This window comes from Bacillus sp. ISL-4 (assembly GCF_018613275.1).
GTDB classification, from domain to species: Bacteria; Bacillota; Bacilli; order Bacillales; family DSM-1321; genus Peribacillus; species Peribacillus simplex_E.
The window spans coordinates 43983-61060 of record NZ_JAGGQN010000015.1 but is presented as its reverse complement, the minus strand read 5'-3'; the positions used below and the strand labels follow the sequence as shown (position 1 = coordinate 61060).

Below are 17078 nucleotides of genomic sequence, written 5' to 3'. Positions count from 1 at the left end.
TATCAGTCTCATTTTTCTTTTTTATTAGTTTAAAATGTTGTAGGAATCTGAGCACCGCCTGATGAACCTCTAAAAATATGTAATAGATACAGTATCCCCAAATAACGACGGTGGGATAGAATTGCTGCGGTAGAGGCCAAGGAGACACAGATATGATTGAAGTGCATGATAAATAACGCCAATTAAGCGCGCCATTTTTTGGAGCGCTTAATTGGCGTTTGCTCATTAAAGTCAGATATCCGTCGAAAATATGGATAACAGCTTATTTATTGAGAAATTGTTTCTGATTTTTTGAATAGCCGTTGAATCGCTTCATCCGGCTAGCATTTATATCTCTGAGATCTTAAAAATAAACAAAAATCTCCTTATTAATCTTGACTTTGTAATATTTATTTCATATTATAATTTATAATGAAATGTTTATTTTAATAATGAGAAAATTTACTATTGGTTTGAACAGGAAGTGAATGAGGAGCTGGAAATGATGGTTGGTGGAAGCAATTTCAAAGTGTATAGCTTATTTTCCTTTATCTTCTTATGGTCGGGCTGGACCTAGTTGCTTAATCAATTGAATATCTGGGCTTGGTCTGAAAAATATCCACATTTAATAGAAGTTTTGATTAAATTTTAAAAAATCTCTTCTATTATTTATAAATACTTCGCATGAAAAAAATCTATATAAAGGGGAAATTAATTATGATACTACACGACAAAAAAACATTATCAGAAAAAACAAAAAAATCAGCTAATTTATTTGAAAAAGCTTGTGACGTGATTCCGGGCGGTGTCACAGCACATATTAAATACTTTCCGCCACATCCATTAATGATGGAAAAAGGAAAAGGCAGTAAGTTATATGATGTAGATGGAAATGAATATATCGATTATTTATTATGTTATGGAGCTCTTATATTAGGTCATGGTCATCAACAAGTATTTGATGCTGTGACAAAACAAATGTTAGAGTCTGGAACTACCATATTCGGTACGCCTCACAGGATGGAAACAACAATGGCGGAAAAATTAGTAGAGTTATATCCTGGTATTGAAATGGTTCGTTATACGAATTCAGGCTTGGAAGCTACACTTCTTGCAATTCGCACGGCGGTGGCTTATACCGGAAAACCGAAATTGGCAAAGTTTGAAGGACATTATCATGGAGGATATGATCAAGTATTAGTGAGTGTTAACCCTGATATGGATCAAGCAGGTAACGCAACAGCTCCTAAAGCGGTAGGAGAATCAAGAGGAATACCAGATTACTATATTGAAAATACCGTCATTCTTCCATTCAATGATTTAGAATCTACCGAGAAGATTTTACGTGCCCATGCACATGAATTAGCAGGTGTTATTTTAGAGCCAATTCAAGGAGGGTTCATACCTGCTGAACAAGAATTCATGGAAGGACTTCGTAGAATAACAGAAGAACTTAATATAGTGCTTATTTTCGATGAAGTAAAAACAGGATTCAGGATATCGATTGGGGGAGCTCAAAAAGTATATGGCATTAAACCGGATATCACTACATTAGGAAAAGTTCTGGGCGGCGGATTCCCAGAAGGGGCCATTGGAGGTAAAAAAGAAATAATGATGATTACCTCTGCTAGAGGCGGACGAGATATTTTAACAGCTGGAGCAGATAATACAGATAAACAAAATCCGTTATATCATAGTGGAACATACAATGGTCATCCAACCATTTTGGCTGCCGGTTTAGCAACTATTGACTTATTGGAACAAGAAGGAACAATGGAAGATTTGTTTACTAAGACGCAATCCTTACGTAAGGAACTTGAGAATGTGTATAAAAAACATGGCTTAAACATGCAAACAGTCGGTATGGGCAGTATCTTTAACATTATCTTAGCTGAAGGCCCGATTAAAAATTATCGTGATATGAGCAGGGCAAATACGAAATTAAGAAAAGAGATTGACTATGAGTTATTAAAATTAGGTATTTATACAAAGCCGCTTAATCGTTATTCGATGTCTGTTGTACACACGGAGGAAGATATTCTTCGAACTGTGGAAGCGCATGATGAAGCCATTGGACGAATCATGAAATAATTCAGTTTAACTGAGTGTCAGATGAAAAGCAAAAGGCCCGATCAAAGCGATTTCAATTGATCGGCCTTTTTTAATTCCACCATGGTACTTGCAATTAACTTGACAAAAAAGGATGAAAAAACCTATTGTTAAATTATAATCATTCACAAAAAGGAAATAGATACTCCTACAATACATAAATATAAATAAAGGGGCGCTCTTTTTAATGTCAAACGTCTATCAAAACATCGCTGGACAAATAGGGGAAATGAGCAAGTCCCACGTGAAAATAGCTACATATATATTAGAGAATCAAACGACCGTTCCTTTTTTTACAGTTGGAAAATTAGCAAAAATGGCAGGGGTCAGTGATGCCACCGTTGTGCGGTTTGCAACCTCGCTTGGCTATTCAGGCTATCCAGAGATGCAGCAGTATATGCAGAATTCCGTTAAGCAGCAACTGACAACGACAGAGCGATTAAAGATGTCCCAAAAGGTATACAATAAAGAGTCTTCAGGGGTATACGAAGTTTTCCAAGATGACATCGCAAACATAAAATCCACAATGGAGAAATTGGATGAAGATGCATTCCATGAAGCAGTGAAATGCTTATTACAAGCGAGAAGAGTATATGTTATCGCAAACCGCAGTGCCACTTCCCTGGGCGTGTTTTTGGAATATTATCTTCAAATTGTTTTAAATAATGTGGAACTTCTGCAGTCATTGGAGAATTCATCGGAAAAGTTATACAATTTAAGCGAAGAAGATGTAGTGATTGGTGTCAGTTTTGCACGATATACGAAAAGTACAATTCAAATGTTTTCTTTTGCAAAGGAAAAAAATGCGACAACAATTGCCATTACTGATAATTTACTCTCACCGCTTATTCCCCATGCGGACATTCCGTTGACAGCATCCAGTCAGATGCCCAGCTTCATTGACTCTTTCGTTGCACCATTAAGCTTGATTAATGCTTTGATCATGTTTGTCGGAAAAGAGAAGCAGGAAGATATACACGAGCGATTAGAAGTTTTAGAAGACATCTGGAGTCATTTTGATGTTTTTCAAAAAAAGAAAATGCAATAGAAAGAAGCCTTACTCTTCCACATTGGAAAAGTAAGGCTTTTTAATTAATCACATAATCGTATTCTGCCTTAGCTTATTTCAATGGAGGCAAATTACTGGATAGTTTACTTTTCTCCTCTGCGCTACTGATGTTCTTTTTCCCGAAAAAATGAGTCAACACAATAATTACCCCAGTTAGTAGGAGTGTTGAATATAGTTGGCTTCTTGTAGAATCGATAAAAGCCATGGAAATTAAAATGATGGAAATCCCCAGGATCGTCGCATATGTCAAATATGGGAACAACCACATCTTCACTTTCAGAGCATCAGGATTCTCTCTTTCTAATCTATTTCTCATCCTCAACTGAGAAATGGAAATAACCAAATAAACTAGTAATATAATCGCTCCTGATGAATTAACGAGAAACAGAAAAACTAATTCAGGCGAAACATAACTCATCACTACAGCAATATAAGAAAATATGGTAGCTGCAAAAACAGCTCTGGCAGGTACGCCATTATTATTCAACTTACTAAAATATTGAGGGGCATCCCCTTTTTTAGCTAAAGAGAAAAGCATTCGGGATGTTGTATATAATCCAGCATTTAGACATGATAAAACAGCAGTTAGTACGATGAAATTCATGAGGTGAGCTGCAAAAGGAATGCCTAGGTTTTCTAAAACCGCAACAAATGGGCTCTGTAATACATTGGCAGAATTCCAAGGAAGTAATGTCACAACTACGGCTATTGAGCCTACATAAAAGATCAAGACACGCCAAATTGTACTATTAATAGCTTTAGAGACAGACTTAACAGGATCCTTTGATTCAGCTGCTGCAATGGTTGCTACTTCTGTACCGGCAAAAGAGAAAAATACAGTGATGACTCCCACAAAGACGGAACTTACACCATTAGGGAAAAATCCTCCGTTTTGTACAAGGTTAGATATTCCAACCGTCGATTCTCCTGAAAATCCGAATATATAAGATACGCCTAAAATCAAAAAGGCGATGATGCTCGCTACTTTAATCATGGCAAACCAATATTCAAATTCTCCAAAGGATTTCACTGAATAGATATTTGTTAAAGTCAAAGCGATTGTCAAGGCCAAAGCAAGGAACCATAAAGGAATACCTGGGTACCACATATTGATGATGGCTGCACCTGCAATGGCTTCAATGGCAATAACGACAACCCATTGAAACCAATAAAGCCACCCAACTGTTGTACCTGCCCAAGGGCCAATTGCGTCCCGGGCATACTCTGAAAATGAACCACTTGATGGATTGGAAGTGGCCATTTCACCAAGGCTCTTCATAATCAAGAACACTAAAACACCGGCAATTACATAAGAAACCAAGATGCCAGGCCCGACCTTATGTATGGCAGCGCCACTACCTACAAAAAGACCTGCACCAATGACGCCTCCGATAGCAATCATTGACATGTGACGAGAACTGAGTGATTGTTCTAAATCATTCTGTTGTTTTTTCATGTAAGACCTCCCTGAAAAATGTTGTGTAAAAGTTTACAATTACCCTAACCGAAACTGGATTGATTATAGTTTACACAATTTTTAGATTTTTTTTGAAATAAAAAATTCAAAATTAAATACCAAAAGAAATAATCGTTGCTTAATTAAATTAAATAAAATATTATTAAATGAAACACAGGTTTCAAAAAAATCTGATAATTTTCATTTGCAGAAAAGGATGTGCTTTTGTTGATTAAGGTTGCTGCAGTTCAATTACAAGCTATCCCTGGAGAAAGGGATAAAAATATTAAAAATTGTATAGAAATGGTTGAAGAGGCGGCTAAACAGGGAGCTGAATTAATCGTATTACCTGAACTTTGGGTGAGTGGTTACTATTTATCGAAGGAGCAATTCCAATCGTTGCAAGAGGTTTCGAATGGAGAGACTGTTTCTTTATTTCAAAAGCTCGCTAAAGAGTTAAAAGTAATACTCATCGTACCTTTTGTTGAGGGGGAAAATGGAAACCTTTACATATCCTTAGCTGTAATTGAGTCAACAGGGGAAGTCATTGCCACTTATCGGAAATCATTTGTATGGGGAAGAGAGAAGGAAATATTTACTCCTGGTGAGAAAGTCTATACTGCAATAGAAACATCGAAAGGAAAAATAGGTGTTCTTATTTGTGCAGATATTGAATTTCCTGAACCTAGCCGAATTCTAGCTCTTCAAGGTGCAGAACTTATTATTGTTCCTTCAGTATGGAGTTACGGAGCTGAAACAAGATGGGATATTCAACTTCCGGCACGTGCACTCGATAATACGGTTTATATTCTTGGCGTAAACACGGTTAATGAGGGAAGTTGTGGAAAGAGTAAACTTGTTGCTCCGACCGGTGAGGTCCTATGTGAAGCTTCAAGAACAGAGCAGAGTATTCTAATTCATGATGTGGATTTTTCGATTATATCCGAGGTGCGAAAAGAAGTTCCTTATCTGGATGATTTAGACAAGAAATTGTGGCCAAATGCTTGTTTATTTGAATTGAAAAAATAGTTTTTTTCAAAATTCATTAAACGAATTATATGGGTATATAACTAGAATCTTATAAAAGTTTATTAAAATCCATTTTTCGTGTAGGCGAGGCAGGGGGGAAGTACCTATTTATTGTGCAAAGAAGAAGCTTCACTTTAGTTAAATAAGTGGAAAAAGCAAAGCGCCAATGGTAGTGGAATTGACGAATTATTGAGCCAAAGTTAATTAAATATGACTATATTATTATTTCTTCTCCACTGTAATTTTTACAGGAAAAGATAAAAAAGTGCTTCCTTTTCATTGGGAGATGGGGATGAATTAATTGTATGTTAAATTCCTTCTAAGAAGGTTATAGATTGTTTGGTTCATGGTGTGAATATTTTGATGTTACTCGGCAGTTTAGCTAATGCAATAGGTATAGTGCTCGGAACACTAATTGGGCTTTTGTTAAGAAGAATTCCAGGTCATATGAAACAAACAGTGAAGGTTGATATTGGTGTGGCTGTTATAGTTCTTGGTCTTGAAATGGCTTTGAAGAGTAACGACTTTTTTATTGTAATTGTTAGTTTAGTAGTGTGCGCTATAATCGGGGAACGGATGAGACTAGAAGATCAACTTCACCGGACTTGGTACCATTCTCGAAAGGAAATTAGGAAATAAACAGAATAGAAACATAGCACAATGATTCGTTTCCGCGACACTTATTTTTGTAGTTGAATAAATGGGGATTATTGGAGATTGAGATGGCGGGTTGCGACAGGATCATTCAGTTTTACTAACAAAGTCAATGATTGCTGGTTTTACTAGCATGGTTTTAGCCAGTACTTTAGGTACTTTTTCAATATTATTATTAATATAAAAACCCACCTTGGTCAGGGGATCATCTGAAAGGTGGGTTTATTATAAATTCCGGCTTGGAATCCGAGCAATCTATTTCTAATAGTCCGGAATTTAAACCTCCGTTCATACTCATTACATCAATTGAAACATAAAAAACCCGGATAAGGGACACTTTTTTATATGTGTCGTTGTCCGGGTATATTTCATAGCAAGTTCCAATTCCATATCAAAAATTCTACTATATCTTTCGTCTAAACCATAAACATAAACATTTGTCCTGCGCAAATAGGTCAGACCTTTTGAATGGGAACTTGAATTTCAAAGGTAATCTCGTTTGGTTTATCTGTGATAGTAATATCAACATGCATAATTTGCAGGGCATCGCCGATAATTTGATAACCACCTTCATCAAGATAATCAATTATTTTACTTAAGCTTTCGCTTCGGTTCCATAATAATTCTCCATTATAACGGATACAAGCAAACAACCCAGCAGGAATGATTTTTTGGTACTCTTTTGGTATTTTTTCTTTACTTTTTGCCACAACAAAAATGACTGATGGTTCTTCAAAACGTTTAGATTTAAGATCTGCTTCCTGGATGAGAATTCCTAGTCTGTTACTGGCCAGAATCGGTGACTTTTCAGCAAGCATATTTTCAAGCCTTATAACTCCATAACAGAGCTCTATATTATTATTGATTTTTTCATTCAATGTAATTAATTTCCTGCGTTCTATTTTGTGCAACATGACCATTTGTAGTTCTTTTTCTCTTGATATATGATCCAAATATACAATTTTCTTCCGGATATTTTCTTCCAAGTCGGTTAATTCATTAAGCTTTGAAACAAGATCTGCGTGCTTAATTTTAAGAATGTCTAAAGACTTACTGACATTACGTTCATTGAAATAATCCTTTATCTCGTCCGTACTCATTCCAAGTTGCCGTAACTCTTTAATGGTTCCTAAAACCTCGTACTGGAAAATAGAATAGTAGCGATATCCCGAATGTGAATCGGTATATTTCGGCTTGAATAAATTAATCCGATCATAATGGCGCAAGGTCTCTGTAGTCATCCCTCGCAACTTAGCCATCTCACCAATAGTTAATTTTTCTTTCAGTTAAATCGCCCCCTTAAAAAATATAATACAGGTGTTGACCTTTGTGTTACAACAACCTTTATAATCAAAATACACAATTATTGAAATCTTCTGAGTAATCTTTAAAAATGTGGGGGAGCTGATTATGAAACGGAAAAAACTTGCTAGAACACTTACTTTGTCACAGGTTGTTTTTTTAGGGATTGCTTGGAATAACCCCATGGTATTTTTTAATACCTATGGAATCGCCACCGTAACATCACATGGTGTAATTACGGGTGCTTATAGTATTGCATTTCTAGCAATATTTTTTACAGCGCTCAGCTATGGAAAGATGGCAAAGGCATACCCTATCTCAGGTTCAGCTTATACATTTACCCAAAAATCTATTAATCCTAAAGTTGGGTTTGTTGTTGGTTGGACAATTATGCTTGATTATATGTTAACACCTATGGTGACGTGTTTGATGTCCACTGTCTTTTTAAGTGCAGTGTTTCCAGGGATTCCACATTTTGTGTGGATTATTCTTTTGACTACTATCATAGTTGTACCGAGCATACTAGGGGTAAAGACATCAGCATCCGCAAGTAAAATTTTCGTTATTGCTCAAATCATATTCGTTTGTTTTTTCTGGATATTAACCGTCAAAAATTTATTAGATGGAGTAGGAACAGGCACTCTTTTCTCGAGTAAACCATTCTTCAATTCAGAGGTTCCCTTTTCAGTAATCTTAGCAGGATCTTCAATTCTTTGTTTTAGTTTTCTTGGTTTTGACTCACTTACTACCTTGTCAGAGGAAACAATCAATCCTGAAAAAACTATCCCAAGAGCTATTATCATAATGTTGCTGTTTATAGGAGTTTTGTACATTGGCTCTTCCTACTTAGCACAATTGGTCTATCCGGGTTTTTCATTTGAAAACACTGATTCAGCAGCCATGGAAATCGCTATACTAGTTGGAGGAAACCTATTCAAATCATTATTTATAACTGCAGTAATTATTGGTAACTTTTCTTCAGGAGTTGCTTCAATTACAAGCGCATCACGTGTGTTGTATGCAATGGGCCGGGATTCTGTATTGCCTAAACAATTTGGTTATATCCATCCCAAATATAAAACACCGTCACACGGTATTATCGTGATAGGTATAATTTCTTTACTAGGTGTCGTGTTAACTCTGGAGCAAGTAATCAAGTTTATTAATTTTGGAGGGCTCATTGCTTTTACATCAGTTAATCTTTCTGTTATCGCCCATTATTTTATAAGAAATCAGAAACGTTCTTTTAAAGACTGCATAAGTTATTTATTTTTACCGCTCATGGGCGCAGCATTTACTATGTGGTTATGGTCACATCTAGAAATGGAGGCATTGATCCTTGGAGGCATCTGGGTGGTTTGTGGCTTAGCATATCTTCTTTATATGACAAAATTTTTTCACAATCCCCTTCCTGAGTTTCATTTTGAAGAAGAGATAATCCCTCAAAAGGTAGAGGAAATGTAATCTGTTATTCCGATAAAAAGGTGTAAGTATAAGTAACATAAGGAGGTGTGAATACATTGAAAACACAGAAATATGAAAGCGCTATCTATTTCTGGATGTAAGATCTCTAAAGTAAGAATAATGAACTGGGGGTTTTATCAAATTGCATAAGTTGAAAATGTTTATAAATGGTGAGTGGATGGATTCTTTAAGTAAACAGAAGAGTAATGTTGTAAACCCCGCAAACGGTGAGATCATTGCAGAGGCGCCCAGCGGAAATACAGAGGATGCCAAGATGGCCATTGATGCAGCACGACTAGCATTTGATTCTGGGATTTGATCGGACTTACCGGCTTCGGAGCGGGCTTCCTACTTATTTAAAATAGCGGAAAAGATTGAAGAAAACGCCTCCGAGCTTAGCCAACTTGAAACAGCAAATACCGGAAAACCTCTTAAAGAGTCAGAGTTTGACATTGCTGACGCAGCTGATTGTTTTCGGTATTACGCCGGGTTAGTCACAAAACCAGATGGCCAAACGTATCCCGTTTCCGATCCTGTACAGGCGATGGTTGTCCGGGAACCGGTCGGCGTATGCGGGCTGATAGCTCCGTGGAATTTCCCTTTGCTGACAGGAGCTTGGAAAATTGCCCCTGCCCTTGCGGCAGGAAATACATTGGTGTTTAAACCATCCGAGGTAACGCCGAATACCACTGTTAAATTATTTGAGATTATTAAAGTGGTTGGCATACCGGATGGCGTTGCCAATCTCGTGATGGGCGTTGGGGGAACCGTAGGAAATGAGATAGCGGAAAGCGATAAAGTCGATATGGTTTCATTCACTGGGAGCACATCAACGGGCAGAAGCATCATGAAAACAGCTGCAGGAAATATTAAGAACATTGCACTCGAACTTGGCGGCAAGTCACCCAACATCGTTTTCGCCGACGCAGACTTTGAGACAGCAGTGGATTATGCTTTATATGGAATTTTTGTAAACGCCGGTCAAATTTGTAATGCAGGATCACGTTTGCTTCTTGAAGAGAGCATTCACGATCAGTTTATCAATAGACTGATAGAGAAAGCAAAAAAGATCCGAGTCGGACCAGGTGATAAACCGTCTACAGATATGGGCGCCCTTGTCAGTGAAGAACATATGAATAAGGTACTTAAATATATTCAACTTGGCATAGAAGAAGGGGCAAAATTAGCCTGTGGCGGCAAGCGTATCACAGGAAATGGGCTTGAAAATGGTTATTTTGTTGAGCCGACGATATTTGTCGATACCAAACCGGACATGAGAATTGTTCAGGAAGAAATATTCGGGCCAGTTCTTACCGTTCAAAAGTTTAAGGACGAAGCGGAAGCCATCCAGCTTGCCAATGATACGCCATATGGCCTTGCAGCTGGTGTATTTTCACAAGATGGTGCAAAGGCTTTAAGAGTGATTAAGAAAATAAGAGCCGGAATTACATGGATTAATGCCTATAATCTAGCTTACAATGAAGCCCCGTGGGGAGGCTATAAGCAGAGTGGAATTGGCCGTGGATTAGGAACTTTTGGTTTAGATGAGTTCAGTGAGGTAAAACAAATCAACATCAATCTAGAAGTGAAGCCAACCAAGTGGTTTGATCATTAAAAATTGAGAAGTAGAGATAAACGAGTAAAAGAGAGTGAATCATTGTGCGATATTTACACTATTTAAAAAATTGAAAGGGGAAATTAATTATGCTATGGGATTTTAATTTCAATCTACCTACATCTATAGAGTTCGGGAACGGAAAAGTTAAAAATATTGGGAAAAGAGCAAAAGAGCTAGGTGGAAAAAAGGCTCTTCTTATTACAGATAAAGGACTGGCACAAACTGGGATTTTACAAAAGGTTACAAATTCGTTAGATCAAGAAGGGGTCAATTATATTGTCTTTGATGATATCACTCCTAATCCAAAAGATGTGGATTGCCAAAGAGCCTATCAACAATTTAAAGACGAGAAAATAGATCTATTGATTGGTCTTGGGGGCGGCAGTTCAATGGATTCAGCAAAAGCAATCGGTACACTTTTAACACACGGAGGAGAACTTAAAAATCGTTACGGTGTAAATTTACTAGAGCGAGAAATAACTCCACTCATATGTATCCCCACAACTTCAGGTACTGGTAGTGAGGTTACAACAGGCTCTGTTATTACAGATACAGTTACAAAACAAAAAGAGGCTATACTTGATATTAAATTGGCTCCAAAATTGGCAATTTTGGATCCTGAATTAACTCTAACTCTTCCGAAATCTATAACTGCTGCTACAGGAATGGATGCACTTACACATGCTATAGAAGCTTATACTTGCAATGTTGCCGAACCAATTTCAGATGCTCTCAGCCTTTATGCAATTGAATTAATTGCTAAGTATCTTCCTTTAGCTGTGGAAAATGGCAATAACTTAGAGGCACGGAAAAATATGCTTGTAGCCAGTTTAATTGCTGGTATAGCATTTGATAACTCGGATCTTGGAGCGGTACATGCTATGGCTGAACCACTTGGAGGTCTTTATGATACTCCGCATGGAGTTGCAAATTCCATATTTCTTCCACATGTGTTTGAGTTTAATATTCCATCAAACCCCGAGAAGCATGCCATTGTAGCTACAAAGCTTGGAGCTTATAGAGGAGGTAAAACAATAGAAGAAACGGCCCATGAAGGTGTTGTATTGTTAAAAGAGCTTGCAAGAAAAATTGGCATTCCTAACTTTCGAGATCTGAGTAATGTCAGTTCTGAAGATTTCCCTTTCCTGGCTGAAGGGGCAGCGGTTCATTTGTGTACACAGACTAATTCACGGGAATTGACACGCGCAGATTATTTGGAATTATTTAAAAACACTTATGAAGTGAAAAACACAACATTAATTTAAGATTGATAATCATGTAAAAGTGGTTCCTGGAAATATAGGAGAAAGTTTCAAAATATTCAATTATAAGAAAATATCTAAATTGACTCAATACTAAATGACTGTGGAACAAAATTTTTTGAATTGGTGGCCAGCTTGATAGAAGTTTTAATTCGGTGGCCACCATGGTTTACAGAAAGCTTGCGTATGACCAAACCTGTTACAGATCATTATTAGCTATTTATGGATATGAGATTGCTAAAGGGAAGAATAACGAACTGGAGGTTTTCCAAATTGCATAAGTTGAAAATGTTTATAAACGGTGAGTGGATGGATTCTTTAAGTAAACAAAAGAGTAATGTTGTAAACCCCGCAAACGGCAAGATCATTGCAGAGGCGCCCAGCGGAAATGCAGAAGATGCCAAGATGGCCATTGATGCAGCACGACTAGCATTTGATTCTGGGATTTGGTCGGGCTTACCGACTTCGGAGCGGGCTTCCTACTTATTTAAAATAGCGGAAAAGATTGATGAAAACGCCTCCGAGCTTAGCCAACTTGAAACAGCAAATACCGGAAAACCTCTTAAAGAGTCAGAGTTTGACATTGCTGACGCAGCAGATTGTTTTCGCTACTATGGTGGTTTAGTCACAAAACCGGATGGCCAAACATATCCCGTTTCCGCTCCAGTACAGGCCATGGTTGTTCGAGAGCCGGTAGGGGTATGCGGACTGATAGCTCCGTGGAATTTTCCTTTGCTGACGGGAGCTTGGAAAATCGCCCCTGCCCTTGCAGCAGGAAATACGCTTGTATTTAAACCAGCAGGGGTAACTCCGGTTACCACTACAAAATTGTTTGAGATTATCAAAGAAGTTGGCATACCAGATGGTGTTGCCAATCTCGTGATGGGCGGTGGAGGAACCGTAGGAAATGAAATAGCGGAAAGCGATAAAGTCGATATGGTTTCATTCACTGGGAGCACATCAACGGGCAGAAGCATCATGAAAACAGCAGCTGGAAATATTAAAAACATTGCACTCGAATTAGGCGGCAAGTCACCCAACATCGTTTTCGCCGATGCAGACTTTGAGACAGCAGTCGATTATGCTTTATATGGGATTTTTGTAAACGCCGGTCAAGTTTGTAATGCAGGGTCGCGTTTGCTGCTTGAAGAAAGCATTCACGACCAGTTTATCAATAGACTGATAGAGAAAGCAAAAAGGATCCGAGTCGGTCCTGGTGATAAACCGTCTACAGAAATGGGCGCCCTTGTTAGTGAAGAACATATGAATGAGGTACTTAAATATATTCAACTTGGCATAGAAGAAGGGGCAAAATTAGCCTGCGGCGGCAAGCGTATCACAGGAAATGGGCTTGAAAATGGTTATTTTGTTGAGCCGACGATATTTGTCGATACCAAACCGGACATGAGAATTGTTCAGGAAGAAATATTCGGGCCAGTTCTTACTGTTCAAAAGTTTAAGGACGAAGCGGACGCCATTCAGCTTGCCAATGATACGCCATATGGCCTTGCAGCTGGTGTATTTTCACAAGATGGTGCAAAGGCTTTAAGAGTGATTAAGAAAATAAGAGCCGGAATTACATGGATTAATGCCTATAATCTAGCCTACAATGAAGCGCCGTGGGGAGGCTATAAGCAGAGTGGAATTGGCCGTGGATTAGGAACTTTTGGTTTAGATGAGTTCAGTGAGGTAAAACAAATCAACATCAATCTAGAAGTGGAGCCAACCAAGTGGTTTGATCATTAGAAATTGAAGTAGAGATAAACGAGTAAAAGAGAGTGAGTAATGCACACATCGAAAAAATGTATGTCTAATAATAGAGGAAGCATTTTTTTTAAAAAAATTCAAATATTATTTCTGTAGATGGCTTTAACAGATTCCTAAGTGTTTATTTTACGTGTAAAATGCCAGTTCATCAAGATTTGCCTTATGTAAAACCTAAATAAGACAAGAATAATATTTTACTGTATATGAATTATATTCCCTGTAGTCCTTCTCTGTGTCGTTTACTAAGGAGTATCGAATATCAGAAAATATGTTGGTTCCTGGTAGTCATTATTGACAACACAATTATGTTTTACCTGGTTTTATAGGATGGCATGAAGCTTACATATATATTATTTTCGAAGAACGTAATACAAGTGGGAGGAAAAGTTCATGTCGAATAATAAAAAACAACATCTTAATTTACCATTTACAGGAATCTGTACTTTCGGGAAATATCCCGTATGTCCTGATTTAGACCAGTTAGACGCAGATGTTGCTGTCATTGGAGTTCCAAATGATATGGGAACACAATGGAAGTCAGGCGCAAGAATGGGTCCAAGGGGAATTCGTGAAGGCTCTACATTATATAGTTTCGGGTTAGATGGTGCCTATGATATTGAAAATGATATCATGTATCTTGGCCCGAAATGGAAAGTCGTTGATTGCGGCGATGTGGACATGGTACATGGTGATATGATGCAATCCCATGATAATACGGAAGAAGCCATTCGAAAAATAGTTTCAAAAGGTGCAATGCCGGTTGTATTAGGTGGAGATCATTCCATTACAATTCCTGTAGGAAAGGGCTTGGGTGAACTCGGGCCATTTCATGTGATCCAGATTGATGCGCATTTAGACTGGGCAGATCACCGTTCTGGAATGCGGGTTGGACATGGAAGCTGCATCCGCCGCTTATCAGAAATGAATCATGTTCAAAAGATTTTCCAATTGGGTGTTCGTGGAATCAGCAGCAGTAAAAAAGAAGATGTCGATGCTGCCAGAGAATACGGAAGCGTCATCTTGTCTCCCCGCCAAATGAGAAAGATGGGATTTGAACAGGTTCTGGAACTTATTCCAGCAGGTGAAAAATATTATATTACCATGGACATTGATGGCCTCGACCCATCGATTGCCCCTGCGACAGGCACACCTTCTCCTGGAGGCCTGCTTTATGATGAAGTCAACGAATTACTCCATGGAATTGCAAAAAGAGGAGAAGTAATCGGTTTTGATATGGTAGAAGTAGCTACTCCTTACGATCATGCGGGAATAACTGGACAAGTAGCAGCGCGTCTCTCATTAGACTTGCTTAGTTATGTTTTGAAAGAAAAAGAGAAAAGCCAGGCTATAATCAGCGATCATCAAGAGGAGAACTTTATAAAGAAGCATTAGTCTGTTAAATTTGAAAGCGTTTGCTGATATAAAATGATTTTTCCGTTTTTCTTTTCTTAGGTTCCTGAATATGTATAAATAAAGAGGAAATTCGATAAATGAAAATTATAGAAATAATTTTCAATAGTAAAGATATAGAGTGTTCAAATATATATAGCGGATGACGATTGTGGGAGAGTGCAATATAGACTGCCACCGAAGGAGCGAGTTCCAAAAAAAACCTTGGAACAAATCTCTCAGGTAAAAGAACCACAATGGGACGCAACTCTGGAGAGCGCGTTTATAAAACGCCACCAAAGGGGAAGACTCTTTTCAGTATAGAGTTAAACTCTCAGGTAAAAGGACAGAGAAGGGAATGTTGCCATTACCCTTTTCTGTCCTTTATGCGTGCATAAACAGGGGGACATGTTATGGAGTGGCAGCAGTTATCTAAAAAGAGGAAGAAATAAGAATGAGCTTGCAGAATAATATCAAACCATTTTTGTAGCAAATGAAAACGAACGGAATTCATCGCATTCATGCCAATATTGCCGGCAACTGTGGGGTGTCGGTATCAAGCAATTAACCAGCAGATTCAAGTTGTTTAAGGGATGAAAAAGTTTTTTTAACTATTAATGAAAGCTCTTACATTATATTTTTTGATAATCAATTAAGGAGGGGTTTAAATTGGAGAATCGAAATAGCAATACGAAAAAGTGGTTTACCCTTGCTGTACTTATACTTGGAGGAGGAACGGTTTTTAAACTCCCTTGGTTAAAAGATGCTTTTTATGTCCCAATGATGGATTATTTTCATCTAACACACACACAAATCGGTTTTACATTGACTGTTTACGCTTTTATCCAAACCTTTGGGTACATAATATCTATGTATGTAGCTGACCGGTTTTCAAAGAAAAAACTAATGCCGACTTCTTTAATCGGTATTGGATTAACTGGATTTTACCTGACAACATTTCCGAGTTATTATGAAATTTTAGTCATTTGGGGACTTTTCGCTTTATTTGCAGAAATCGCTTTTTGGCCAGTGTTAATCAAATCTGTAAGATTACTAGGAGATTCAGATGAACAGGGGAGAATGTTTGGATATTTAGAAGCAGGAAGAGGAATTGTAGATACCGTTATAGCGTTTGCTGCCCTTGGAATCTTTAAATGGCTAGGAGAAGGCGCAACAGGTTTAAAAGGTGCGATAATCTTCTTCTCTATAACAATGATTGTAATTGCTGTTATTTTATATTTTCTCCTTGAAGATGATGAAGTTAAAGCTCTGGATGAGCAAGGCAATAAAATAAACAAAAATAAAGTTGCATTTGAAGGTGCTATAAAAGCAATAAAAATGCCAGAAATATGGGTTGTTGCATTCACAATTTTTTCAGTATATTCAGTTTACATTGGATTGACGTACTTTATACCATTTTTAAAAGATATCTATGGAATACCTGTCGCTTTAGTTGGAGTATATGGGATTATTAACCAATATGGTTTGAAAATGTTAGGCGGACCGATAGGCGGATATCTTGCTGATAAAAAGTTTAAATCTCCATCTAAATATTTGAGGGTGGCTTTTGCAGCATCGATTATCGGAATGATTATATTTATTCTCTTACCTCATCAAACTCTTAATGTATATGTTGGTGTAACCTTTACACTTGCCTACGGTGCGATTATCTTTACTCAAAGAGCTGTATTCTTTGCTCCTATTGAAGAAGTAGGAATCCCGCGGGAAATAAGTGGTGCAGCAGTTTCTATAGCCTGCTTAGTAGGATATGCCCCTTCTATGTTTGCCTTTATTCTATATGGAAGCATGTTAGATCGATCTCCAGGAATGGAAGGCTACAGACATGTCTTTTTAACAATGATTGCATTTGCGGTCATAGGTTTTATTATTAGTAGTTATTTAGTTAAAATCGTAAACAAGAAAAAAGAAAATCAACAAAATTTAGAAACAAAAGAATTAAATAATTAATTAAAGGTGGGT

12 protein-coding genes, 1 pseudogene and 2 riboswitches are annotated in these 17078 nt (G+C 37.6%); of the genes and pseudogenes, 11 read left to right on the top strand and 2 right to left on the bottom strand.

Annotated elements, in window-relative coordinates; genetic code table 11:
* The first annotated feature begins 696 nt into the window (after window positions 1–696).
* The gene (locus J7J00_RS14420) at window positions 697–2070 is read left to right on the top strand and encodes an aspartate aminotransferase family protein (protein WP_214791576.1); all 1374 of its coding nucleotides are present in this window, start codon (window positions 697–699) and stop codon (window positions 2068–2070) included.
* A 205-nt stretch (window positions 2071–2275) separates the two neighbouring features.
* Window positions 2276–3136: a MurR/RpiR family transcriptional regulator gene (locus J7J00_RS14415; RefSeq protein WP_214791574.1), complete on the top strand. Its 861-nt coding sequence runs from the start codon at window positions 2276–2278 to the stop codon at window positions 3134–3136.
* Window positions 3137–3209: 73 nt separating this feature from the next.
* On the opposite strand, the gene J7J00_RS14410 is transcribed toward J7J00_RS14415, so the two are convergent.
* Entirely contained in the window at window positions 3210–4613 is a 1404-nt protein-coding gene (locus J7J00_RS14410) for an amino acid permease (RefSeq protein ID WP_144528659.1), read from the bottom strand.
* A 219-nt stretch (window positions 4614–4832) separates the two neighbouring features.
* Between J7J00_RS14410 and J7J00_RS14405 the strand changes: the two genes are divergently transcribed.
* The 3 genes from J7J00_RS14405 to J7J00_RS28870 all read left to right on the top strand — a co-directional run bounded on the left by J7J00_RS14405 (window position 4833) and on the right by J7J00_RS28870 (window position 6480).
* Window positions 4833–5642 (top strand): nitrilase-related carbon-nitrogen hydrolase, encoded by an 810-nt coding sequence (locus J7J00_RS14405; RefSeq protein WP_309487174.1) that lies wholly within the window; start codon window positions 4833–4835, stop codon window positions 5640–5642.
* A 363-nt stretch (window positions 5643–6005) separates the two neighbouring features.
* Window positions 6006–6281, top strand: coding sequence for a DUF554 family protein (locus J7J00_RS14400; protein ID WP_214791570.1), 276 nt, complete (start codon window positions 6006–6008; stop codon window positions 6279–6281).
* 91 nt (window positions 6282–6372) lie between these two features.
* Window positions 6373–6480 carry a DUF554 family protein gene (locus J7J00_RS28870; protein ID WP_214791568.1) on the top strand — a complete coding sequence of 36 codons (108 nt, stop codon included), beginning with the start codon at window positions 6373–6375 and terminating at the stop codon, window positions 6478–6480.
* A 271-nt stretch (window positions 6481–6751) separates the two neighbouring features.
* On the opposite strand, the gene J7J00_RS14390 is transcribed toward J7J00_RS28870, so the two are convergent.
* Window positions 6752–7555: a MerR family transcriptional regulator gene (locus J7J00_RS14390; protein WP_214791566.1), complete on the bottom strand. Its 804-nt coding sequence runs from the start codon at window positions 7553–7555 to the stop codon at window positions 6752–6754.
* A 151-nt stretch (window positions 7556–7706) separates the two neighbouring features.
* Here J7J00_RS14390 and J7J00_RS14385 point away from each other — a divergent pair, with 151 nt between their 5' ends.
* From J7J00_RS14385 to J7J00_RS14360, 6 genes and pseudogenes are all read left to right on the top strand, one after another.
* Window positions 7707–9062, top strand: coding sequence for an APC family permease (locus tag J7J00_RS14385; protein WP_214791564.1), 1356 nt, complete (start codon window positions 7707–7709; stop codon window positions 9060–9062).
* A gap of 142 nt (window positions 9063–9204) precedes the next feature.
* Window positions 9205–10677: pseudogene (locus tag J7J00_RS14380) on the top strand (aldehyde dehydrogenase family protein).
* Window positions 10678–10766: 89 nt separating this feature from the next.
* On the top strand, window positions 10767–11945 hold the full coding sequence (locus J7J00_RS14375) for an iron-containing alcohol dehydrogenase (RefSeq protein ID WP_214791562.1): 1179 nt from the start codon (window positions 10767–10769) through the stop codon (window positions 11943–11945).
* Between the two features lie 270 nt (window positions 11946–12215).
* Window positions 12216–13688 carry an aldehyde dehydrogenase family protein gene (locus tag J7J00_RS14370; protein ID WP_214791560.1) on the top strand — a complete coding sequence of 491 codons (1473 nt, stop codon included), beginning with the start codon at window positions 12216–12218 and terminating at the stop codon, window positions 13686–13688.
* A 411-nt stretch (window positions 13689–14099) separates the two neighbouring features.
* Entirely contained in the window at window positions 14100–15101 is a 1002-nt protein-coding gene (gene speB, locus J7J00_RS14365) for an agmatinase (RefSeq protein ID WP_214791558.1), read from the top strand.
* A 160-nt stretch (window positions 15102–15261) separates the two neighbouring features.
* A riboswitch (glycine riboswitch) is annotated at window positions 15262–15363 on the top strand.
* Window positions 15364–15457: riboswitch (glycine riboswitch) on the top strand.
* A 310-nt stretch (window positions 15458–15767) separates the two neighbouring features.
* Window positions 15768–17066 carry an MFS transporter gene (locus J7J00_RS14360; RefSeq protein ID WP_214791556.1) on the top strand — a complete coding sequence of 433 codons (1299 nt, stop codon included), beginning with the start codon at window positions 15768–15770 and terminating at the stop codon, window positions 17064–17066.
* Window positions 17067–17078 lie beyond the last annotated feature (12 nt).

Excerpts from the sequence above, each read along its gene's own strand:
- J7J00_RS14420 (WP_214791576.1), top strand. The coding sequence starts at position 697 with ATGATACTACACGACAAAAAAACATTATCAGAAAAAACAAAAAAATCA.
- J7J00_RS14415 (WP_214791574.1), top strand. The coding sequence starts at position 2,276 with ATGTCAAACGTCTATCAAAACATCGCTGGACAAATAGGGGAAATGAGC.
- J7J00_RS14410 (WP_144528659.1), bottom strand. The coding sequence starts at position 4,613 with ATGAAAAAACAACAGAATGATTTAGAACAATCACTCAGTTCTCGTCAC.
- J7J00_RS14400 (WP_214791570.1), top strand. The coding sequence starts at position 6,006 with ATGTTACTCGGCAGTTTAGCTAATGCAATAGGTATAGTGCTCGGAACA.
- J7J00_RS14390 (WP_214791566.1), bottom strand. The coding sequence starts at position 7,555 with ATGGCTAAGTTGCGAGGGATGACTACAGAGACCTTGCGCCATTATGAT.
- J7J00_RS14385 (WP_214791564.1), top strand. The coding sequence starts at position 7,707 with ATGAAACGGAAAAAACTTGCTAGAACACTTACTTTGTCACAGGTTGTT.
- J7J00_RS14375 (WP_214791562.1), top strand. The coding sequence starts at position 10,767 with ATGCTATGGGATTTTAATTTCAATCTACCTACATCTATAGAGTTCGGG.
- speB (WP_214791558.1), top strand. The coding sequence starts at position 14,100 with ATGTCGAATAATAAAAAACAACATCTTAATTTACCATTTACAGGAATC.